The sequence below is a fragment of the Parasphingomonas caseinilytica genome (genome assembly GCF_036663755.1).
GTDB lineage: Bacteria > Pseudomonadota > Alphaproteobacteria > Sphingomonadales > Sphingomonadaceae > Sphingomonas.
This window is the reverse complement of sequence record NZ_JAXOJL010000001.1, coordinates 570,585-591,829: the sequence shown is the minus strand read 5'-3', so window position 1 is coordinate 591,829 and position 21,245 is coordinate 570,585. Positions and strand designations below refer to the sequence as shown.

Below are 21,245 nucleotides of genomic sequence, written 5' to 3'. Positions count from 1 at the left end.
TCCGCGTCAGCGCCGGCGCGACCACCAGATCGCGATCACGCCGAGCAGCGCGAGGAGGGCACCCTTTACGGCCCATTCGCGCTGATCGAGCATGAAATTGCCCTTGGCCGGCCAATGGATATAGCCGAGGCCCTGACCCGCCCACAGCAACCCCATCGCCACCGCGATCACGCCGACGATGAGAACGAGGATGCGGGTGAAGGGCATGTCAGCGCTTGCCGACGGGGACGTAATCGCGCTGGGTCGGGCCGGTGTAGAGCTGGCGCGGACGGCCGATCTTCTGCTCCGGATCGGCGATCATTTCGTTCCATTGGGCGACCCAGCCTACTGTGCGGGCGAGTGCGAACAGGGCTGTGAACATGGTGGTCGGGAAACCGATCGCCGATAGGATGACGCCCGAGTAGAAATCGACGTTCGGAAACAGTTTCTTTTCAATGAAATAGGGGTCGCTGAGCGCCATTTCCTCGAGCTGGATCGCGACGTCGAAGACGGGATCGGTGACACCGAGTTCGCCAAGCACTTCGCGCACGGTTTGCTGCATAACGGTCGCGCGGGGGTCGTAATTCTTGTAAACGCGGTGTCCGAAGCCCATCAGACGGAACGGATCGTTCTTGTCCTTGGCGCGGGCGATGAATTCCGGAATGCGATCGACCGTACCGATCTCGCGCAGCATGTTGAGCGCGGCTTCGTTGGCACCGCCATGCGCCGGGCCCCACAGACAGGCGATGCCCGCCGCGATGCAGGCGAACGGATTGGCACCCGACGAGCCGGCGAGACGCACGGTCGAGGTCGAGGCATTCTGTTCGTGATCGGCATGGAGGATGAAGATGCGGTCCATCGCCTTTTCGACGATCGGGTTCACCACATAAGGCTCGGCCGGCACGCCGAACGTCATGCGCAGGAAGTTGCCGGTGTAGCTCAGCGAATTGTCGGGATAGAGGAACGGCTGACCGGTCGAATATTTATACGCCATCGCGGCGATCGTCGGCATCTTGGCGATCAGGCGGTGGCTGGCGATCATGCGCTGCTGCGGATCGGTGATGTCGGTCGAATCGTGGTAGAATGCCGACAGCGCGCCGACGACGCCGCACATGATCGCCATCGGATGCGCATCGCGCCGGAAGCCGCGATAGAAGGTCGCCAGCTGTTCGTGCAGCATCGTGTGGCGGCTGATCGTGTGGCTGAACGAATCCAGTTCCTCCTTCGACGGCAACTCGCCGTTCAGAAGCAGGTAGCTGACCTCCATGAAGCTGGAATCCTCGGCCAGCTGGCCGATCGGGTAGCCGCGATGGAGCAGGACGCCTTCGTCACCGTCGATGTAGGTGATCGCCGAATCACAGGATGCGGTGGACGTGAAGCCCGGATCGTAGGTGAACTTGCCGGTCTGCGCATAGAGTTTGCGGATGTCGATGACGTCCGGCCCGACGGTACCGGACAGGACGGCGCTTTCGATATCCTTGCCGCCGACGCTCAGCTTTGCGGTCTCGCTCATACTACGTCCTTTTCTCGTAGCCCGTTCAGGCGTTCATGTGATCGGCGATCCGGCCGAGGCTTTCCTCACGCCCGAGCAATACGAGCACGTCAAAAATCCCCGGCGAGGTCTTCTTGCCAGTCAGCGCGGCCCGCAAGGGCTGTGCGACCTGGCCGAGTTTGACCCCGGATTGCTCGGCGACCTGCCGAACCGCGTCTTCGAGTTTCTCCGTATCCCAGCCGTCCAGCGCGTCAAGCGCGCTGTGTGCGGTTGCGAGAATGACGGGGGCGTCGCCCTTCAGCAGATCGGCGGCTGCGGGGTCGATTTCGAGCGGCCGTACCGCAAACAGGAAGGCGGTGGCGACGGTCAGCTCGTTCAGATTGGCCGCGCGGGGCTTTAGCGACGGCATCGCGCGGACGAGAACATCATGCTGCGCCTGCGAAAGCGCGAAGCCAAGCTTGCCGGCCACGAGCGCCGCCAGACGGGCATCGTCCGATTCCCGCATGTAATGACCATTGAGGTTTTCGAGCTTCTTGAGGTCGAAACGCGAGGGCGATTTGCCGACGCCGGACAGGTCGAACCACTCGATCGCCTGATCGCGGCTGATGACCTCGTCATCACCGTGGCCCCAGCCCAGGCGGAGCAGGTAATTGTCCAGCGCCTCGGGCAGGATGCCGAGTTCGTCGCGGTACGAATCGACCCCGACCGCGCCGTGGCGCTTGCTGAGCTTCGCGCCGTCGGTGCCGTGGATCAGCGGGATGTGGGCGTAGATCGGCTCGGGCCAGCCCATGCCGCGGATCACGGCCAATTGGCGGAAGGCGTTGTTGAGATGATCGTCACCGCGGATGACGTGGGTGACGCCCATGTCGTGATCATCGACGACAACTGCGAGCATGTAGGTCGGCGTACCGTCCGAGCGCAGCAGGACGAAATCGTCCAGTTCGGCATTCTGTACCGTCACCGCGCCCTGGACCTTGTCGTCGATCGTCGTGGCGCCGTCCTTCGGTGCCTTGATACGGACGACGAACGGTGCGCCTTCCGGGGCGTCGCTATCCGGGCGATCGCGCCAGCGGCCATCGTAGCGCATCGGCTGCTTGGCGGCCTTCTGGGATTCGCGCAGCGCGGTAAGTTCCTCGGGCGTGGCGTAGCATTTGTACGCATTGCCGGTGGCGAGCAACTGGTTGGCGACCTCGGCATGGCGCGCGGCGCGGGCGAATTGATAGACGGTGTCGCCGTCCCAATCCAGGCCGAGCCAGGTCATCGAATCGAGGATCGCGTCGATCGCCGGCTGGGTTGAGCGGGCGCGATCGGTATCCTCGATACGCAACAGGAAGTCGCCGCCGTGATGGCGGGCATAGAGCCAGTTGAACAGCGCCGTGCGCGCGCCGCCGATGTGCAAAAAACCGGTCGGCGAAGGCGCGAACCGGGTGACGACCTTGGTGGCCGGGGGCGTCGCCTGATTGGCCGCCCCTGCTTCGTTAGTTGCGCCCAACCGCGCTTGCTCCCAAACTTGATGATGATGGCCAGTTCCGCCGCCGAGCCCCCTAGCACGCGTGCCAAGCCGCTTCAAATCGGCGGGCGCGGCGCGTTGACGCAGGTGCGGAATGGGGTGGAGCGTTGGCTGGAGGCGGAGCGCGACCAGCTCGTCTTGTGGCTGCCGGTGATGCTGGGCCTGGGGATCGCCGCGTGGTTCGTATTGCCGGACGAGCGGAGTTGGGCGACGGCGTTGTTGCTGTTTGGCGCGGTGGCGCTGGGGGCGATGGCCTTGGGGCGCGGCGGGCGGGCGGCGCGGGCGATCGTCATTGCCGGATTGGCAGCGGCTTTGGGGCTGGCCTCGGTATGGTGGCGGGCCGAGCAGGCGCGCGGCGTGGTGCTGACACGAGCGACGATCGCGACGTTCGAGGCGCGGGTGGACAGCATCCAGCCGCTGCCGGCGCGCGAACTGGTGCGATTGCGACTGGCACCGATCCGGGTGGCGGAGGCTGGGGCAGGGCGGAGTCCAATGGCGCTGCCCGCGTTCGTTCGGGTCAATCTGGCTGAGGCGGATGTGCCGAAGGGGCTGACGCGCGGAGCGGTGATCGCGCTGCGGGCGCGGCTGATGCCGCCGCCCCAGCCTGCGGTGCCGGGCGCTTATGATTATGCACGGGTGGCGTGGTTCGACCGGATCGGCGGAACCGGGCGGGGATTTGCGCCGGTCAGGATCGTGACAGCGGGCGAAGGCGAGGGATCGGCACTGAGGCAGCGATTGTCGGCACATATCGAGAACAGTCTGGAGGGCAGTGCGGGCGGCATCGCCAGCGCGTTGGCGACCGGAGACGAAGGCGCGATATCCGAGGAGGATGCGGAGGCGATGCGGCGTTCGGGGCTGGCGCATCTGTTGTCGGTCAGCGGGCTGCATATAACGGCCGTCGTCGCTGCGACGATGCTGGTGGTGGTGCGCTTGCTGGCGTTGAGCCCGTGGCTGGCATTGCGGTTTCGCCTGCCGTTGATCGCGGCGGGCGCGGGGGCGGCGGCGGCGATCGGCTACACTCTGCTGACGGGATCGCAGGTGCCGACGATCCGATCGTGCGTGGCGGCCTTGCTGGTGCTGGTGGCGCTGGCGATGGGGCGGGAGGCGATGACGCTCAGGCTGGTCGCGGCGGGGGCGGTGATCGTGTTGCTGTTGTGGCCGGAGGCACTGGCCGGGCCGAGTTTCCAGCTGTCGTTCGCGGCGATCACCGCGATCGTGGCGTTGAACGAACATCCGGGGATTCGCGCGCTGGTAGCCGCGCGGGACGAGCCGGGCACGAAGAAGTTCGGGCGGGCGATCGGGGCGCTGGTGCTGACCGGTCTGGCGGTGGAGATCGCGCTGCTGCCGATCGGGTTGTACCATTTCCACAAGGCCGGACTCTATGGCGTGGTGGCCAACATCGTCGCGATTCCGCTGACGACCTTTGTGATCATGCCGATGGAGGCGCTGTCCCTGGCGTTCGACTTCGTTGGCCTCGGTGCGTCGCTCTGGTGGGTGACCGACAAGGCGCTGGCGGTCCTTTTGTGGATCGCGCGGACGACGGCGGAGGCTCCGGGATCGGTTGCGGCATTGCCCGCCATGCCTGCGGGGGCGTTTGCCGCGACGGTGATCGGCGGATTGTGGATCGCCTTGTGGCGGACCCGGTGGCGGCGACTGGGGATCGCGCCGCTCGGGTTCGGTATCGTCTGGGCGTTGATCACCCCGGCGCCGGACCTGCTGGTGACGGGCGATGGACGGCATGTCGCGGTGCGGACGACGAATGGCGGGCTGGCGATGCTGCGCGATCGGGCGGGCGACTACATTTCCGACACTTTGGCCGAGAATGGCGGGGTGGACGGCGCGCCGATGTTACTGTCCGAACGATCCGAGGCGCGGTGCAGTCGTGATCTGTGCCTGATCGAGCGTGAGGCGGACGGGCGGGCCTGGCGGATTCTGGCGACGCGCAGTGCGTATCTGGTGCCGGTGGCGGAGCTTGTCGCCGCCTGTGTGACGGCGGATATCGTCGTGAGCGAGCGGTGGTTGCCTAAGGGGTGTCGTCCGCGCTGGCTGCGATTGGACAAGACCATGCTGGCGCAGACGGGGGGTGTGGCTGTCACCCTGTTGCGGCAGAGCGTCGTCAGCGTGGTGCGGCCGGGGGATCGGCATCCGTGGCGGGTGGCGAGTGCCGATAACGCGCCGTCCAGTTCGTTCGGGAGATCGCGCTTTTCCGGTGATCGCTGGCATCCGCGTGCAGCACGCAGGGGTGCGGAGTGAGTCTGGTTTGATCGCCTGGAGCGCGATGACTTTAAATAAAACCGTTCGTGCTGAGCTTGTCGAAGCACGTCCCCCGCACGGACGGTTGCGCCTGAAGCACGTCCTTCGACAAGCTCAGGACGAACGGAAAGGGGAATGGTTCAACCTCACGTGCCCATGCTCTAATGAGCAATGGAGCGCCATCAGCACGGGCGTAGTCACCCCATGCCGAACGCGGCCGGCCGAAATAACGGGCGTATCGAAAGCCGCTTGATGGATCCCGGATCAAGTCCGGGATGACGGCGTGGTTAGGACTGCATTCTATGACGATGAGCGCCTTGCCGGCCTCCGTTGGAAAGCCGATGCAAAACGACCGCCCGCCCGAAGCTTCGAACGTCAGTCGTAGCGGCGGAGCAGGCCGGCGAGCTTTCCCTGAACGCGCACCTGCTGCGGCGCGTAGCGCTGCGGATCATAGGCGCGGTTGGCGGGATCGAGCCGGATCATCGCGCCTTCGCGGCGGAAATATTTGAGCGTCGCCTCGCTATCTTCGATCAGCGCGACGACGATCTCCCCGTCGCGGGCGGTATCGGCGCGCCGAATGAGGGCGTAATCGCCATCCAGGATACCGGCCTCGACCATCGAATCGCCGGACACTTCGAGCGCATAATGCTCACCGCCACCGAGCAGGGCCGCCGGCACGGCGAGCATCGCACTCCCCTCGAACGCCTCAATCGGCACACCGGCCGCGATCCGGCCGTGCAGCGGGATCTCGATCACGTCGTTGGCGGGCTGCGGAAGGCTGCGGATATTGACCTCCGGCGCCTTGACCGCAGGTTTGGTCTCGCCGCGCTCGGGCATCTTGAGCACTTCGAGCGCGCGGGCGCGATTGGGCAGGCGGCGGATGAACTTACGTTCCTCGAGCGCGCTGATGAGGCGGTGAACGCCGGACTTCGACTTGAGGTCGAGCGCCTCCTTCATCTCCTCGAACGAGGGCGATACGCCCGATTCCTCGAGCCGATCGTTGATGAAGCAGATAAGCTCGTGCTGCTTGCGCGTAAGCATTGCGTTCCTCCGTCAGAACAGACGAGGAACCTTTATGGAACACTTCGATGGGTGTCAAGCGAGCGGGAGGATGTCCACCGACTCGCCTGTTTCCGCTGACGGAGCGTAAGCCGGGCGCAGCACCAGACAGTTGGCGCGGGCGAGCGTGCGCAGCATCGAACTGTCCTGAATCGTCGAAGCGTAGACGCGTCCGTCGCGCAATTCGGCGCGAAGATAATCGGTGCGGTGATCGTTGGCGCGCAGCGGTTCGCCGAGCGGGGCGGCGAGCGTGCGGGGCAGGGGATCGGCCGCGCCGGACATGGCGGCGATCAGCGGGCGGAGGAAGATCGTCGCGGTGACGAAGGCCGACACCGGATTTCCGGGCAGACCGAGCACGACCGTTTCGCCCAACCGGCCCGCCATCATCGGCTTGCCGGGGCGAAGTGCGATCTTCCAGAAATCTATCGTCCCACCGGCCGCCTCCAGCGCGGGGCGAACGAGGTCGTGGTCGCCGACCGATGCGCCGCCGGTGGTGACGAGGATGTCGGCGCGGACGGCGGCGAAGGCGGCGGTCAGGACGGCGAGATCGTCGGGGATGATACCGAGATCGATGATGTCGACGGGCAGATCGCGCAGCATCGCGGCGAGCATCAGGCCGTTGGTTTCGGGCAATTTGGTTGGATCGTCGCTGCCGGGGCGGGCGAGTTCGTCGCCGGTGGCGGCGATGGCGACGGTCAGGCGGCGTATGACGGGAAGAGTGGCATGGCCGCCGAGGGCGACGAGCGCGAGTGCTGCGGGGGTGAGGCGGTCGCCTTTCGCGATCAACACGTCGCCGGCGGAGAAATCCAGCCCGCGGGGCCGGACGCTGCTGGCGTGGCGGGCGGGGCCTTCGCCGGTGAGGTGGATCGTGTCGCCTTCTCGCGTAGCCTCTTCCTGGACGAGGATGGTGTCTGCGCCGGGCGGCAATGCGGCGCCGGTGAAGATGCGCACCGTCTCGCCTGCACCGACCTGGCCGGCAAAGGCGTGGCCAGCGGCGCTCTCGCCGATCAGCGCGAACGGGCCGGGCAGGTCGTCGTAGCGGATCGCATAGCCGTCCATCGCCGACAGATCGGCGTCGGGCTGGGTGCGGCGGGCGTGGATCGCATCGGTCGGCCAGCGAGCGATCGCTTGGGCGAGCGGGATGGTTTCCTCGGGGATGGCGGGGGCGAGCGCGAAGAGACGGGTCTGGGCTTCTGCGACGGCGAGGAGGGCGGGAGGCATGAGGCGTTCAGTGTCACGATCATCGGCGCTGGAACAGGAAATATTCGCGCCGCTCGCCGCAAGGGTGTGACCCCAAAAACACACATTGGCCTTTTCGATCGGCGTGGGGAACTGTGTCACGATTCGGTCTCAATCGTTACATAGTGCTTCCGGCAAGGCGGGGATCAGCCAGATTTAGCGAGAGGGACAGCGGTGCCCGCATTGGCGGGCGGCGTGCCTTTTTGCGCATGAATTTCAATCAAACCAATAGTTTAGAGTTCAGGGACAGAATGATGTTGAACAAGACTTTCGCCAAATCCGCTTTGCTGATCGGCACGGCCTTCGGTGCGATGATGATCCCGACTTTGGCCGCCGCGCAGGACGTTCCTGCCGCAGCGCCGGTTGCGGACGCCGCCGACAGCGGCGAGATCGGCGAGATCGTGGTGACGGCCGAGCGCCGCAGCGAGAATCTGCAGAAGGTGCCGGTGTCGGTCGCGGTGGTGAACGGCGACAGCCTGCGCGCCTTCCAGAGCGGTGGCGAGGACGCGCTGTCGCTCGCCGGTCGTGTGCCGGGGCTTTATGCCGAGACGACCACCGGTCGCATCTTCCCGCGCTTCTACATTCGCGGCCTCGGCAATATCGATTTCTATCTCGGCGCGTCGCAGCCGGTGTCGATCATCCAAGACGATGTCGTGCTCGAGCATGTCGTGCTCAAGTCGAACCCGGTGTTCGACGTCAACCAGGTGGAAGTGCTGCGCGGTCCGCAGGGTTCGCTGTTCGGGCGCAACACCACGGCCGGCATCATCAAGTTCGACACGATCCGCCCGAGCCAGGTGTTCCAGGGCCGCGGTTCGGCATCGTACGGCACGTACAACACGGTGACGGCGGACGTCGGCGTCGGCGGCCCGATCGTCGCGGACAAGATCGCGTTCCGCATCTCGGGCCTGTACCAGCATCGCGACAATTGGGTCGACAACACCTTCACCGGCACCGGTCCTGATGGCACGACCGGCGGCAAGAATGCGCTGGGCGGCTTCGACGAGAAGGACGTGCGCCTGCAACTGCTGTTCACGCCGACCAGCGACCTGTCGATCAACGTCTCGGGCCATGCTCGCGATTACAAGGGCACCTCGACGATCTTCCATCGCGCCGCACTGATGCGCGGATCGAACAACATCCAGCGCGAGCCGCGCACCAGCGTGGCGCTCGACGAGGCCGTGGGCAATCCGCAGGCGTACAAGACCTATGGTGCCTCGGTGAATGCGGCGTGGGATTTCGGTGCCGTGACGCTGAGCTCGATCACCGCCTACGAGACGACCAGCGGTTATAGCCGTGGCGACACCGATGGCGGTGCGGCGGTCAACTTCCCCGGCTTCGGCAATCCCGGCCAGAGCCAGGGGCGGATCCGCGATCTCGACCAGTGGACGCAGGAAGTGCGTCTGGCGAGCAACGGCGACGGCCCGTTCAAGTGGCAGGTCGGCGGCTTCTATTTCGATCAGCGCGATCTGACCGAGTTCGACCAGCGCGCGTCGCTGCTGCTGCCGACGAACGCCGCATACAACCCGCGCAACTTCGTGCAGTTGCGCGACGTCAACACGTCGTGGGCCGTGTTCGGCCAGGCGAGCTACAAGATTGGCGACAAGCTGACGCTGACCGCCGGTGGCCGCTATACCGAGGACAACAAGCACACCATCCTGGTGACGCCGGCCTACACGCTGGCCGGTGCGGTGAACTTCCCCGCGACGGCGCCGCGCGACGTGCGCCTGAAGGGCAAGGAGCCGAGCTTCGACGTGTCCGCCCTGTACGAGGCCACGCCGGACGTGAGCCTGTACGGCCGCGTCGCGCGCGGTTTCCGCGGGCCGACGATCCAGGGCCGTTCGGCCGTGTTCGGTTCGGCGTTCACGACGGCGAATTCGGAAACGGTGATGTCGTATGAAGCCGGCGTGAAGACGCGTCCGTTCAGCAACATGACCTTCAACCTGACGGGCTTCACCTACCGGGTGAAGGACATCCAGCTGAACGGCAACGATTCCAACGGCAACGGCGTGTTGTTCAATGCCGATCACGCCAACGCTTATGGCTTCGAAGCGGAGATGCAGTGGAAGCCGACCCGCAACATCAGCATCTCGCTGGGCGGCAGCGCGCTGCACACCGCGATCAAGGACAAGAACGTCTATGCGCAGGTCTGCGGGATCGGCGCGGTCGTGACCTGCACGGTGCAGGATCCGACGATCGTCCGCACGGTGTTCGGCACGCCGACCACCTTCGCGCAGATCGACGGCAACCCGCTGCCGAATGCGCCGAAATGGCAGTTGGACGCAGCGGTGCGCTACGACATTCCGCTGTGGACCGGTGGCAAGATGTTCGTCGCGACCGACTGGAACGTGCAGGGCTACACCAACCTCGTGCTGTACAAGACGGCGGAATTCTATTCGAAAGGCAATTTCGAAGGCGGCCTGAAGGTCGGCTACACCACGTCGGACAACAAGTACGAGATCGCGGCATTCGCCCGCAACATCACCAACGAGAAGAACCTCAAGGGTGTGATCGAGAACTTCACGGCGGCGGTGTTCAACGAACCGCGGATCATCGGCGTTTCGGTGAGCGGCAAGTTCTGATCGGGCGATTTGCCGGATCGTGATGTGGGGGCGGTGCGCTTTTGGCGCGCCGCCCTTTTTTTGCGGGTGTTTGGGCTGCTGGAGCGGGATGATCTCAAACCGACCCGTTCGTCCTGAGTAGCGGCTGAGCTTGTCGAAGACGCGTATCGAAGGACAGGCGTCACGCGCTCGGAAGGTGCTTCGATACGAGCCCTCGATACGCCTTCGGCTACTCGGTCTCTACTCAGCACGAACGGGGTGAGATTATGTACCCATGATCCGACTGCCGTCATCCTGAACTCGTTTCAGGATCCATTTCGCCTTTCGGGCGATTGGGTGTTTGGCACGATGGATCCTGAAACGAGTTCAGGATGACGGTAATTGAGGGAGGGCATCATGCCTCCGCACCGGCTTTGCTCAGGCGCGATAGTCGCCGGATTTGCCGCCGGTTTTCGCGAGCAGGCGGATGCCTTGGATCGTCATGGCTTTGTCGATCGCCTTGGCCATGTCGTAGATCGTGAGCAGCGTGACCGAGACGGCGGTGAGCGCCTCCATCTCGACGCCGGTCTTGCCGTCGGTGCGGGCGGTGGCGGTGGCGGTGACGCCGGTTTCGTCGGTGACGAGATCGATCGCGACGCGCGTCAACGGCAAAGGGTGGCAGAGCGGGATCAGGTCGCTGGTGCGCTTGGCGGCCATGATGCCGGCGATGCGGGCGACGGCGAGGACGTCGCCCTTGGCGGCAGCGCCGCTGCGGATCGCGGTGGCGGCCTCGGGGGACATGGTAATGCGGCCTTCGGCGACTGCTTCGCGCGCGGTGCTTTGTTTGGCGGAGACGTCGACCATGTGGGCGGCACCGGCGGAGTCGAGATGGGTGAGGTCGGTCATATCTGCACCCTATCCGTTCGTTTCGAGCGAAGTCGAGAAACCTGTGCCTGACGCCTGTTTCTCGACTTCGCTCGAAACGAACGGGAAATGGTGTTTTATCCCACCAACACCCGCGTCGCCGCCTCGACGTCGTCCTGCCGCATCAGCGCCTCGCCGATCAGGAAGCATTTGACGCCGTGTTCGGCCATCGCGTCGAGATCGGCGCGAACCGTCAGGCCGCTTTCGGCGACGAAGGTGCAGCCTTTGGGGGCTTTCGACACCAGTTCGTAGGTGCGGGCGAAATCGACGCTGAAGTCGCGCAGATTGCGGTTGTTGACGCCGATCAGGCGCGATTTGAGTTTCATCGCGCGATCGAGCTCCTTCTGGTCGTGGACCTCGACCAGCACGTCCATGCCGCACTCGATCGCGCTTGCCTCGATCTCGGCGAGCAGATGATCGTCCAGCGCGGACATGATCAGCAGGATCGCGTCGGCCCCGATGCCGCGCGATTCGGGCACCTGCCAAGGATCGACCATGAAATCCTTGCGCAGGACGGGCAGGTCGCAGGCGGCGCGGGCGTCGATCAGATATTGGTCGGCACCCTGGAACCAGCGTTCGTCGGTCAGCACCGACAGGCAGGCGGCACCGCCGGCCTCATAGGCGCGCGCATGGGCGGGGGGATCGAAATCCTCGCGGATCAGGCCTTTGGACGGGCTGGCCTTCTTGATCTCGGCGATCAGCGCGTGGCCGGTCTGCGCCTTGGCATCGAGCGCGGCGCGGAAGCCGCGCGGCTTGGACTGTTCCGCAATGCGTGCGTCGAGCGCGGAAAGCGGGGTGGTCGCCTTGCGCGCGGCGATGTCGGCGCGCTTGGTTTCGAGGATGCGGTCGAGAATGTCGGTCATGCGTAAGCGATCCAGCGGTCGAGCAGCGCGTTCGCATAGCCGGCATCGAGCGCTTCGGCGGCGGCGGCGGCACCGTCGGTGAGATTAGGGCTATGGCCGGCGACGACCAAAGCGGCGGCGGCGTTGAGCAGGACGGCATCGCGATAGCCGCCGGTCTCGCCTTCGAGCAGGCGCCGCAGCGCGGCGGCATTATAGGCGGGATCGCCGCCATGGATCGCGGCGATCGGGTGGCGCGGCAGGCCGGCATCCTCCGGGGCGATATGGGTGGGCAGCGCGGCGGAGCCGACATTGACGACGACGCTGGGGCCGGCACCGGACAGTTCGTCCAGACCTTCTTCGCCCGAGACGACGATCGCCGCTTCGGTGCCGAGCTGTTCGAGCGCCTCGGCATAGAGCGATGTGTAATCGGGCCGGGCGATGCCGATCAACTGGCGGGTGACGCGCGCAGGATTGGCGAGCGGGCCCATCAGGTTGAAGATCGTGCGCTTGCCGATGTGGCGGCGGATCGGCGTTATGCGCTTCATCGCCGGGTGATGATTGGCGGCGAACAGGAAGCAGATGCCGAGATCGTTGAGCGTCGCCTGGGCGAGCGTGCCGGCGCGTTCCATGTCGAGGCCGAGCGCCTCGAGCGTATCGGCGGCCCCGGCCTTGGAGGAGGCGGCGCGGTTGCCGTGCTTGGCGACAGGGATGCCGCAGGCCGCGACGACGAGGCTGACGGCGGTGGAGACGTTGAGCGTGTGGTGCCCGTCACCCCCCGTGCCGCAGACGTCGATCGCGTTGGCGGGCGCATCGATCGGGATCAGGCGGGCGCGCAGCGCGCGGGCGGCCTCGGCGATCTCGATGCTGGTCTCGCCGCGATCGGTGAGCGCGATGAGGAAGTCGGCGATCGCCTCCTCCGAGGTGCGCGCGTCGAGGACGTCGGCGAACGCCTGCGCGGCGGATTCGCGCGAGAGGGGGGAGATGGGGTTGGGGAGGAGGGTGAGCGTCGTCACGCCAGCTCCCTTACCGGCAATCCGGCGATGCGGAGGAAGTTCGCCAGCATCGCGTGGCCGTGTTCGGTGGCGATGCTTTCCGGGTGGAACTGCACGCCGTGGATCGGCAGCGTCGCGTGGCGGAAGCCCATCACCGAGCCATCGGTCGCGGTCGCGTTGACGATGAGGTCGGCGGGAATGTCTTCGACGATCAGCGAATGGTAGCGGGTGGCGGTGAACGGGCTGGGCAGGCCTGCGAACAGGCCGGTGCCGTCATGTTCGACCGGCGAGGTCTTGCCGTGCATCAGCCCGCCGCGCACGACGTTGCCGCCGAAATGCTGGCCGATCGCCTGATGGCCGAGGCACACACCGAGCAAAGGTTTGTGCGCAGCGGCGCAGGCGGCGACGAGATCGAGGCTGATCCCGGCTTGCGTGGGCGTGCACGGGCCGGGCGAGATCAGGAAGGCCTGGGCATTGGTTTCGATCGCCTCGCGTGCGGTGAGCGCGTCGTTGCGCACCACCTTAACCTCGGCACCCAGTTCCATCAGATAATGGACCAGGTTCCAGGTGAAGCTGTCGTAATTGTCGATGACCAGGATCATATGCGCGCCATAGCCGATGGGTGGTGCAGCGCAACAGCGCCGCGTTTCCGCCCTTATTCCGGTTCATTCAGCGTGGAGCAATCGTGCATGTCGGACGTTGGTCCTGCATCACCCCCAGGAGTTTCCCCGATGATCCGCCTTATCGCTGCTTCCGTGCTGCTTTCGATGGGGGCGCCTGCGCTGGCCCAGACGGCCAAGGCGGATCAGTCCGCGGAGGCGGGGAGCGTGCCGGTGCAGCGCATCCGCAACGTGCAGCTGAAGCCCGGCGATCCCTGCCCCAAGGGTGCGGCGGACGAGATCATCGTGTGCGGCACGCTGGACGATCCGTATCGCATCCCGAAGAATTTGCGCGAGCGGAAGCCGAGTGCGGTGTCCCAGAGCTGGGTGAACCGCGCGGCGACCCTGGACGATGTCGGTCGTGAGGCGGGCGGACTGCCCAATACCTGTTCGCCGGTCGGAAGCGGCGGGCAGACCGGGTGCACCACCAAGCTGCTGCGCGACTATACCGCCGAGAAGGTGGACGAGCGCCGGAAAGCCAGTTCCGTACCCTGATCGGTTATTGGCCGAAGCCGGCCTCTCCGGCGCGCGCGATCGCCTCGCGTGCGGCGGCGAGCAGGGCACCGGCCTTGGCTTCGCATTCGCGCTGTTCGTAGGCCGGGTCGCTGTCGGCGACGATGCCGGCACCGGACTGGACGTGCATGACGCCATCCTTCACCACGGCGGTGCGTAGGACGATGCACGAGTCCATCGATCCGTCGGGCGAGAAATACCCTACGCCGCCGGCATAGGCACCGCGTTTTTCGGATTCGAGTTCGGCGATGATGCCGCAGGCGCGGACCTTGGGCGCGCCGCTGACGGTGCCTGCGGGGAAGCCTGCCAACAGGGCGTCGACGGCGTCGTGCGGTTCGTCCAGCCGGCCGACGACGTTCGAGACGATGTGCATGACGTGGCTGTAGAATTCGACGGTGTAGCTGTCCGTCACGGTGACGGAGCCGGCAGAGGCTACGCGGCCAACATCGTTGCGGCCGAGATCGAGCAGCATCAGATGTTCGGCGCGTTCCTTGGGATCTGCGAGGAGGCTGGTGCGGTTGGCTTCGTCCTCGGTGGGCGTCTTGCCGCGGGGGCGGGTGCCGGCGATGGGGCGGATGGTCACTTCTCCGTCGCGGACGCGGACGAGGATTTCGGGGCTCGAGCCGGTGAGCGTGAAGCCGGGCAGATCGAGATGGTAGAGGAAGGGCGAGGGGTTGATGCGGCGGAGCGCGCGGTAGAGTTCGATTGGCGGCAGCGTGAACGGTAAGGTGAAACGCTGTGCGAGGACGACCTGAAAGATGTCTCCGGCGACGATATACTCTTTGGCGCGCGCGACCATCTCGCCGTAGCGGCCCTCTGGCAGAACGGGGGTAAGCGCGACTTCCGGGGCGTCGGGCAGGCGCGCCGGGGCAGGGAGACCGGCGCTGGCGAGACGCGCGGCGACGGCGTCGATCCGCTCTTCGCCCTCGGCGACGATCGCGGCGGGATCTCGTGACGCATCGGGCCAGACCGGGGCGACCAGGAACAGCGCGTCGGCCAAGCGATCGAAGATCAGCACGATCGTCGGGCGGACGAAGATCATGTCGGGCAGATCGAGCGGGTTGGCGTCGGGCTGCGGCAGGGTTTCGACCAGACCGATCGTCTCATAGCCGAAATAGCCGACCAAGCAGGCGAGCGCGCGGGGCAGTTCGGGCGGCACGGCCATGCGGCAATCGGCGACCAAGGCGCGCAGCGCGTCGAGCGTCGGCGCATCGCATGGCGCAAAGGCGTCGCGATCGGCGAGCCAGTGGCGGTTGATCTCGGCCGCATTGCCTTGCGCGCGGAAGACTAGATCGGGGGCGAGGCCGATCAGGCTGTGACGGCCACGGATCGCGCCGCCCTCGACCGATTCGAGCAGGAAATCGCCCCGGCCCGGCTCGATCAGCTTGAGCGCGGCGGCGACCGGGGTTTCGGTGTCGGCGATCTGGCGCCGCCACACGAGCGCCGGCTGGCCGGCGGCGAGGGCGGCAAGGGGATCGAGAGAGTCTGTGTCAGTCATTTTACCGTCGTGCCCGCGAAAGCGGGAATTCCGCTTCTTCTTCTGGCTGCGGGGCAAGGCAGCGGGATCCCCGCCTGCGCGGGGATGACGGGTGGAGGGAGCATCAGGCCATCAGACTCAGTTCGCGGCCGTCTGGCCGAGCAATTGCGCCTTCAGCGCGGCGATTGCCGCGGCGTTCTTCTTCACGCCGACGATGCCGCGGACCGCGTTGGTGAATTGCTCGGTATATTCGCGGCCGACCAGCTTGCCGAGATCACCCTGCGTGGCGCGGATCACGGCGGCGTTGCCGGTGGCGTTGCCGCGGTCGATCTTGTCGAGCTTGATGATGTACCAGCCCTGATTGTCCGCCGCTTCGAGCAGCTTGGCGCTATTTTCGGCCATGCTGAACATCAGCACCAGGGGCGGCGGCGCACCGCGCGGGTTGGCGGCCATCTGCGCGCGCGAGGTGTTGAGCGGCTGGACCGGCGGGGTCTTCACGCCGCTGGCCGCGAACAACGACGCGAACGGCTGGCCCTTATTGGCCTTGGCGACGATGTCGTTGGCGATCGTGCGCGCGGCGCGGCGGGCGCGATCGATCTGGAAATCGCGCGCGACGACGGCGCGAATCTGCGCCACCGGCGGCGCAGCGGGCGCGACCACGCGGCCCAGCGTGACGACGGCGAAGCCACCGGTTGGATCGACCTGCACCATCTGCGGCGCATCGCTTGTGCTGGCGGCGAAAGCGGCGGTGACGATGGGCATGAAATCCGGCGCGGCCTTCTTCGTGGCATCGTTCGGATCGCGGCCGTCGGCGAGTAGCGGCGGGGTGGCCTGCGGCGACAGCTTCTGTTGCGTCATGATATCGTCGAAGGTTGCGTGGTTGTTGCTGACGGAATCGTCGATCGCATCGTGGATGCGGCCGAGCACTTCGAGCGTCTTGGTCTTGGTCGCGCTGGCGATCAGTTCCGGCCTAGCCTGTTCGAGCGTCTTGCCCGGAACCTGTTCGACCTTGTCAACGCGGACCAGAGCGAAGCCGATCGCGGAGCGCACCGGGCCGACCAGCGCGCCCTTGGCGGCGGCGAACACCGCATCGGCCGCCGCCTGCGAACTCTGTGCGGCATACCCGATCTTGTCGAGCGCGGTGAGCGTGGTGGGTTCGAGGCCGGAGGCGCGCGCCGCGACGTCGAGCGGCGTGCCGCCCTTGACCTTGGCGATCAGCGCATTGGCGGCGGCCTGATCGGCGACGATCACCTGCACCAGATCGCGTTTCTCGGTCGCGGTGAAGGTGCGGGCCTGCGCCTTGTAGGCGGCGGCGAGTTCCGCCTCGGTTGGCGTGGTCTGGGCCTTGATCTGGTCGTTGGTGACCATCGCGTAGCGGATCACGCGGCGTTCGGGGATCGTATAGCGCGCGAGGTTGCGGCCATACCAGGAGGCGACTTCCGCATCGGTGGCGGGCGCGCCGTCGCCCATCGCCCTGGTCGGGATGAAGCCCATTTCACCCTGACGCTTTTCGAGCAGCAGCGAGGCATAGGGCAAAGCGACGTTCTGCGCGACCTGAGCGGCGGGCAGGATCGGGAAGATCAGCTGGCGGCCGATCAGCTGCTTCACGAGCCCCTCGCGCACGCCGCGATCGGTCAACCCCTGTTGTGACAGCAATTGTTCGTAGGCGGCCTGGTTGAACTTGCCGTCCGGGCCTTGCAGCGACGGCACGCGGGCGATCTGGCCGTCGATCAGCCGCTTGCTGACGACCATGCCCTGTTGCTGCCCGAACTGCTGGAGCGCGATCTCGACGATGCTACGATCGAGTGTGGGTTCGAACCCGCCGCCCGAGATGAACTTCACCACGTCGAGGCCCGGCTGCTGCTGCGCGTAATTCTGTACCTGGCTCTGGATTTCCTGCGTCAGGGCGGGAACCGTCACCTCGCCCTTGCCGACCGTGGCGAGCGTGGTCGACTTCGGATCGCCCGTGGCCTTGGTCAGATTGGCGAGATCCCCACCGGCGAAGGACAGGACGAGCATCGCCAGAAGCGCGAAGGCGATGACGAGACCGACCTTCGAATGGATGATACCGCGGATGACGCTGAGCATGGAGAACCGATCGTGTTGGCCCGTTTCGGGCAGAAGTTGCAGTCGCTTTACGGGCAGGACGGTGCGGCTTCAAGCTTGTGTGAACCGGCGCGGGCGCTCTATCGGTCTGGTGGAATAGAAAATTGTTTCGGGGGCGGGGATGACACGACGCAAGCTGGTGGCGGGCAATTGGAAGATGAATGGCGATCGGGCGGCGCTCGGCGAGCTGGGCGGGATCGCCATCGCCGCGCAATGCGCGCCGGGGATCGATGTCGCGATCGCTGTGCCAGCGACGCTGATCGCACCGGCGGTGGCGGCCGCCCCGGGGCTGAGCATCGGCGCGCAGGACGTGCATTGGGCGGCTAAGGGCGCGCATACGGGATGTATCTCGGTCGGCATGATCGCCGAGGCCGGGGCGGGGTTCTCGATCGTCGGGCATAGCGAGCGGCGGGCCGATAATGGTGAGACCGACGCTCAGGTGAAAGCCAAGGCGGAAGCGTTGCTGGCCGGTGGGCTGAAGGCAATTCTGTGTGTGGGCGAGACGCTGGCCGAGCGCGATGCCGGGCAGGCCGAGGCGGTGGTGACCGGGCAATTGGCGGCGAGCCTGCCGGATGGTGCCGCGGCCGGTTGGCTGTCGATCGCGTACGAGCCGGTCTGGGCGATCGGCACGGGGCGGACGCCGACGGTGGCGGACGTGGCGGCGATGCACGGCGCGATCCGGGCCAAGCTGCGCGCGCTGATCGGCGCGGATGCGGATGCGGTTCGGCTGCTGTACGGCGGGTCGGTGACCGGGGACAATGCCGCGGAGTTGCTGGCGGCTGGGGATGTGGACGGCGCGCTGGTTGGGGGTGCTAGCCTGACGGCTGCCAAGTTCGTGCCGATCGTGGAGGCTGGGGCGGTGCTGGGGTAATTCTGTTTTTAGAGCGCGGTGACTTCAAAAAATAACCGTTCGTGCTGAGCTTGTTGAAGCACGTGTTCCACACTCTCCGGCGGCGCTCGGTAACACGTCCTTCGACAGGCTCAGGACGAACGGAGAGGGTGGGGGTGGCTTTGGGTTGACGCCCTTTGCTCTTCTGCTCCCCTCCCTGGAAGGGAGGGGGCGGGGGTGGGTCGCTCACGAGGTAATGCTGTTCCCACCCCATACCGACCCACCCCCAACCCCTCCCTTCCAGGGAGGGGAGAGGTTTGGATCAGCCGTAGCGTGCTTTCAACACCGCCCATGCGGCGCGCAGGCCTAGCGCGTCGCCGCCTTTGGGGCGGCCGGGCTTGGCCGCGGGGCGCCAGGCGAAGGTGTCGAAATGCGCCCAAAGCGTGTCCTTCGGCACGAAGTGGCGGAGGAACAAGGCGGCGGTGGTCGCGCCGGCATATCCGCCTTCGGCCGAGTTCACCATGTCGGCGATGTCGGATTTGAGCATGTCGTCATAGCCGTCCCAAAGCGGCATGCGCCATAACGGGTCGCTGACCTGCGTTCCGGCCTTGAGCAATTCGTCTGCCAATGCGTCGTCGTTGCTGAAGGTGGCGGGCAGATCCGGGCCGAGCGCGACGCGGGCGGCACCGGTGAGGGTGGCGTAATCGATGATGAGTTCCGGCTTGTCTTCGCCGGCCTTGGTCAATGTGTCGCCGAGCACGAGCCGGCCCTCGGCATCTGTGTTGGTGTTCTCGACCGTCAGGCCCTGCCGCGTCTTCAACACATCGCCGGGGCGGAAGGCGTTGCCGGAGATGCTGTTTTCCACCGCCGGCACGAGCAGGTGGAGGCGGACCTTCAGGCGAGCGGCCATGACGAGGCTGGCGAGCGCGAGGGCGTGGGCCGCGCCGCCCATGTCCTTCTTCATCAGCGCCATGCCGCCGCCGGGCTTGATGTTCAGGCCGCCGGTGTCGAACGTCACGCCCTTGCCGACGATGGCGATGCGCGGGTGTTTTGGGTCACCCCATTCGAGTTCGATCAGGCGTGGTGCGCGGTCGGCGGCGGCGGCTTTGCCGACCGCGTGGATCATCGGATAACCCTTGGCGAGCGGTTCGCCCTTGATGACGGTGAGCGTGGCACCGTGCGCTTTGGCGAGGCTGTCGGCCTGCGCTTCGAGATTGGCCGGCCCCATGTCGGAGGCGGGCGTGTTGACGAGATCGCGCACGAGCGCGGTGGCGGTGGCGAGGCGGACGGTCTCCTCGATCCTGGCGGGTTCGCCGGTGAGCAGGATGCGCGCGCCCGTTTCGTCGCCCTTGCGGTACGCGTCGAAGCGATATTGTGCGAGTAGCCAGCCGAGCATCGCCGCGCCGGGTTCGCCCTCGGCCAGGCGATAGGTGCCGGCGGGCAATTGCTCGCCGAGCGAGGCGATGCGCCACGGAGAATCGAGACTTTCGTTGCAGACCAGCAGCATCGCCCAATCGTCCGCCGCATCGCCCGGCAGGACGGCGCGGTTGCCGGCCTTTCCGGTCAGCCGGTGCGCGGCCACGGCGGTGCGGGTGCGGGGCGGCTGTTTCGCCAGCCAATCGGCGTAAGCATCCGGGTGGACGACGTGGATCGTGCGCGCGCTCTGGCCGCGATCGGCCTGAAGCAGGGTAGAGAAGTCGGTCATCGCGGGATCATTTCTGCGGCTGGGGGCGGGAAGGGTATTATCCTAGAGCAGGAACGGGCCGGGATGAAATGCTTGGTGGTCGTAAATCGTAAGGTCGGGCCCCGGTTGCGAAATTGATGCTAGGACGGACAGCACCCGATATGGTGTTTCGGGACTGGTTGGAGAAATGACATGACGACCGAACTGACGATCCTCGGCCTGTCTGTCGTCCTGCTGGTGGTCCATATCGGCATTCAGGGTCAGAGCGTGACCAAGGAACGCGGTGCGACGTGGAACGCCAGCGCGCGGGACGAGCCGCAGAAGCCGTTGGGCGTTCTCGCCGGGCGGGCGCAGCGGGCGTTGGACAATTACAAGGAGACGTGGCCGGTATTCATCGCGCTGGCGCTTGGCCTTTCCGTATCCGGCCAGAGCGGTGGGATCGGAGCAATCGGGGCATGCGTGTGGTTCGCGGCGCGGATCGTTTATGTGCCGTTATATCTGCTCGGCGTCCCGGTGTGGCGGAGTGTGGTCTACCTGATTTCGCTGGCCGGGCTGGCGATGATGCTGGTCCGCTTTTTCTGAACCACGCCGGAGCAGAATAAAAACCCCATAACGGTTTTTTAGGAACAGCTTAACTGCGCCTCATCAACTCTTCGGCAGAAGAATTGGGGATTGAGGTGATGATCGAACGAAGCACGCTGTCGGACGAACATGCGGCGATCCTGGAGATCGCCGGGGCCATTCTGGATATCATCGCGCAACCGGATTTCGACGTGATCCTGGCGATCAAGATGCGCTGGCGGCTTGGCCATTCGCTGGCGGTTCACCTCGCGAAGGAAGACAAGATCATCTACCCACGGCTGAAGCAGCAGGGCAGCGCGCAGGTCGCGGATCTGGCGCAGCGTTTCGAGCGCGAGATGGGCGGCCTTTCGGTCGAATATCAGCGTTATATGGTCGCATGGGCCGGCGAGAGCATCCGCGCCGACCGCGATGCCTTCCGTGCCGACACGCGCCGCATCCTGTCGCTACTGGCGCTCCGCGTCGAGCGCGAAGAGGCCGAGCTGTATCCGATGTACGAAGCGTCCAGCGAGAGCGAGGATGCGGCCGGCGGGTATCCGGTTACGCCGATCGCCAAATCGGGCTGACGCGA

At 65.9% G+C, this 21,245-nt stretch carries 18 protein-coding genes; 6 read left to right on the top strand and 12 right to left on the bottom strand.

The genetic code is table 11. The annotated features are described in order from the left end of the window. Window positions 1-6 precede the first annotated feature (6 nt). Genes U1738_RS02715 through gltX form a run of 3 tightly spaced genes read right to left on the bottom strand, consistent with a single transcriptional unit; the run spans window position 7 to window position 2,963 of the window. On the bottom strand, window positions 7-207 hold the full coding sequence (locus U1738_RS02715) for a hypothetical protein (RefSeq protein WP_332787487.1): 201 nt from the start codon (window positions 205-207) through the stop codon (window positions 7-9). A 1-nt stretch (window position 208) separates the two neighbouring features. After that, window positions 209-1,492, bottom strand: coding sequence for a citrate synthase (locus U1738_RS02710; RefSeq protein WP_332787486.1), 1,284 nt, complete (start codon window positions 1,490-1,492; stop codon window positions 209-211). A 25-nt stretch (window positions 1,493-1,517) separates the two neighbouring features. Next, window positions 1,518-2,963, bottom strand: a complete 1,446-nt coding sequence (gene gltX / locus U1738_RS02705) for a glutamate--tRNA ligase (protein ID WP_332787485.1) — start codon at window positions 2,961-2,963, stop codon at window positions 1,518-1,520. A 27-nt stretch (window positions 2,964-2,990) separates the two neighbouring features. Between gltX and U1738_RS02700 the strand changes: the two genes are divergently transcribed. After that, window positions 2,991-5,234 carry a ComEC/Rec2 family competence protein gene (locus U1738_RS02700; protein ID WP_443026965.1) on the top strand — a complete coding sequence of 748 codons (2,244 nt, stop codon included), beginning with the start codon at window positions 2,991-2,993 and terminating at the stop codon, window positions 5,232-5,234. Between the two features lie 375 nt (window positions 5,235-5,609). On the opposite strand, the gene lexA is transcribed toward U1738_RS02700, so the two are convergent. Together lexA and U1738_RS02690 are read right to left on the bottom strand one after the other, a co-directional pair. Next, entirely contained in the window at window positions 5,610-6,275 is a 666-nt protein-coding gene (lexA, locus tag U1738_RS02695) for a transcriptional repressor LexA (protein ID WP_332787484.1), read from the bottom strand. 54 nt (window positions 6,276-6,329) lie between these two features. After that, window positions 6,330-7,514: a molybdopterin molybdotransferase MoeA gene (locus U1738_RS02690; RefSeq protein WP_332787483.1), complete on the bottom strand. Its 1,185-nt coding sequence runs from the start codon at window positions 7,512-7,514 to the stop codon at window positions 6,330-6,332. A 272-nt stretch (window positions 7,515-7,786) separates the two neighbouring features. Here U1738_RS02690 and U1738_RS02685 point away from each other — a divergent pair, with 272 nt between their 5' ends. Continuing rightward, complete coding sequence (locus U1738_RS02685) at window positions 7,787-10,111, top strand: TonB-dependent receptor (RefSeq protein WP_332787482.1); 2,325 nt, start codon at window positions 7,787-7,789, stop codon at window positions 10,109-10,111. 396 nt (window positions 10,112-10,507) lie between these two features. Here the strand turns inward: U1738_RS02685 and moaC are convergent, their stop codons facing one another. The 4 genes from moaC to U1738_RS02665 form a co-directional block, all read right to left on the bottom strand. Next, window positions 10,508-10,975, bottom strand: a complete 468-nt coding sequence (gene moaC / locus U1738_RS02680; RefSeq protein ID WP_332787481.1) for a cyclic pyranopterin monophosphate synthase MoaC — start codon at window positions 10,973-10,975, stop codon at window positions 10,508-10,510. Window positions 10,976-11,070: 95 nt separating this feature from the next. Next, a complete protein-coding gene (trpC, locus tag U1738_RS02675; protein WP_332787480.1) occupies window positions 11,071-11,856 on the bottom strand; it encodes an indole-3-glycerol phosphate synthase TrpC in 786 nt (261 codons plus the stop codon). Then, the gene (trpD, locus tag U1738_RS02670; protein ID WP_332787479.1) at window positions 11,853-12,848 is read right to left on the bottom strand and encodes an anthranilate phosphoribosyltransferase; all 996 of its coding nucleotides are present in this window, start codon (window positions 12,846-12,848) and stop codon (window positions 11,853-11,855) included. Before trpD ends, trpC begins: the two co-directional genes overlap by 4 nt. Continuing rightward, entirely contained in the window at window positions 12,845-13,429 is a 585-nt protein-coding gene (locus tag U1738_RS02665) for an anthranilate synthase component II (RefSeq protein ID WP_332787478.1), read from the bottom strand. Before U1738_RS02665 ends, trpD begins: the two co-directional genes overlap by 4 nt. A 129-nt stretch (window positions 13,430-13,558) precedes the next feature. On the opposite strand from U1738_RS02665, the gene U1738_RS02660 reads away from it, so the two are divergent. Beyond that, on the top strand, window positions 13,559-13,981 hold the full coding sequence (locus U1738_RS02660; RefSeq protein ID WP_332787477.1) for a hypothetical protein: 423 nt from the start codon (window positions 13,559-13,561) through the stop codon (window positions 13,979-13,981). 4 nt (window positions 13,982-13,985) lie between these two features. Here U1738_RS02660 and trpE read toward each other — a convergent pair whose 3' ends face one another. Beyond that, a complete protein-coding gene (trpE, locus tag U1738_RS02655; protein ID WP_332787476.1) occupies window positions 13,986-15,497 on the bottom strand; it encodes an anthranilate synthase component I in 1,512 nt (503 codons plus the stop codon). Window positions 15,498-15,614: 117 nt separating this feature from the next. Further along, complete coding sequence (locus U1738_RS02650) at window positions 15,615-17,564, bottom strand: peptidylprolyl isomerase (RefSeq protein WP_332787475.1); 1,950 nt, start codon at window positions 17,562-17,564, stop codon at window positions 15,615-15,617. A 139-nt stretch (window positions 17,565-17,703) separates the two neighbouring features. On the opposite strand from U1738_RS02650, the gene tpiA reads away from it, so the two are divergent. Next, a complete protein-coding gene (tpiA, locus tag U1738_RS02645) occupies window positions 17,704-18,453 on the top strand; it encodes a triose-phosphate isomerase (protein ID WP_332787474.1) in 750 nt (249 codons plus the stop codon). A gap of 280 nt (window positions 18,454-18,733) precedes the next feature. On the opposite strand, the gene U1738_RS02640 is transcribed toward tpiA, so the two are convergent. Next, window positions 18,734-20,116, bottom strand: coding sequence for a leucyl aminopeptidase family protein (locus tag U1738_RS02640; RefSeq protein ID WP_332787473.1), 1,383 nt, complete (start codon window positions 20,114-20,116; stop codon window positions 18,734-18,736). Window positions 20,117-20,287: 171 nt separating this feature from the next. Between U1738_RS02640 and U1738_RS02635 the strand changes: the two genes are divergently transcribed. Together U1738_RS02635 and U1738_RS02630 are read left to right on the top strand one after the other, a co-directional pair. Further along, window positions 20,288-20,677 carry an MAPEG family protein gene (locus tag U1738_RS02635; protein WP_332787472.1) on the top strand — a complete coding sequence of 130 codons (390 nt, stop codon included), beginning with the start codon at window positions 20,288-20,290 and terminating at the stop codon, window positions 20,675-20,677. A gap of 98 nt (window positions 20,678-20,775) precedes the next feature. After that, window positions 20,776-21,240 (top strand): hemerythrin domain-containing protein, encoded by a 465-nt coding sequence (locus U1738_RS02630; protein ID WP_332787471.1) that lies wholly within the window; start codon window positions 20,776-20,778, stop codon window positions 21,238-21,240. Window positions 21,241-21,245: the final 5 nt, after the last annotated feature.

Coding starts and splice junctions, on each gene's coding strand:
- U1738_RS02690 (WP_332787483.1), bottom strand. CDS start 7,514: ATGCCTCCCGCCCTCCTCGCCGTCGCAGAAGCCCAGACCCGTCTCTTC.
- U1738_RS02710 (WP_332787486.1), bottom strand. CDS start 1,492: ATGAGCGAGACCGCAAAGCTGAGCGTCGGCGGCAAGGATATCGAAAGC.
- tpiA (WP_332787474.1), top strand. CDS start 17,704: ATGACACGACGCAAGCTGGTGGCGGGCAATTGGAAGATGAATGGCGAT.
- U1738_RS02685 (WP_332787482.1), top strand. CDS start 7,787: ATGTTGAACAAGACTTTCGCCAAATCCGCTTTGCTGATCGGCACGGCC.
- U1738_RS02650 (WP_332787475.1), bottom strand. CDS start 17,564: ATGCTCAGCGTCATCCGCGGTATCATCCATTCGAAGGTCGGTCTCGTC.
- U1738_RS02700 (WP_443026965.1), top strand. CDS start 2,991: ATGGCCAGTTCCGCCGCCGAGCCCCCTAGCACGCGTGCCAAGCCGCTT.
- moaC (WP_332787481.1), bottom strand. CDS start 10,975: ATGACCGACCTCACCCATCTCGACTCCGCCGGTGCCGCCCACATGGTC.
- trpE (WP_332787476.1), bottom strand. CDS start 15,497: ATGACTGACACAGACTCTCTCGATCCCCTTGCCGCCCTCGCCGCCGGC.
- trpC (WP_332787480.1), bottom strand. CDS start 11,856: ATGACCGACATTCTCGACCGCATCCTCGAAACCAAGCGCGCCGACATC.
- U1738_RS02715 (WP_332787487.1), bottom strand. CDS start 207: ATGCCCTTCACCCGCATCCTCGTTCTCATCGTCGGCGTGATCGCGGTG.
- U1738_RS02630 (WP_332787471.1), top strand. CDS start 20,776: ATGATCGAACGAAGCACGCTGTCGGACGAACATGCGGCGATCCTGGAG.
- U1738_RS02665 (WP_332787478.1), bottom strand. CDS start 13,429: ATGATCCTGGTCATCGACAATTACGACAGCTTCACCTGGAACCTGGTC.
- lexA (WP_332787484.1), bottom strand. CDS start 6,275: ATGCTTACGCGCAAGCAGCACGAGCTTATCTGCTTCATCAACGATCGG.
- U1738_RS02640 (WP_332787473.1), bottom strand. CDS start 20,116: ATGACCGACTTCTCTACCCTGCTTCAGGCCGATCGCGGCCAGAGCGCG.
- U1738_RS02660 (WP_332787477.1), top strand. CDS start 13,559: ATGATCCGCCTTATCGCTGCTTCCGTGCTGCTTTCGATGGGGGCGCCT.
- U1738_RS02635 (WP_332787472.1), top strand. CDS start 20,288: ATGACGACCGAACTGACGATCCTCGGCCTGTCTGTCGTCCTGCTGGTG.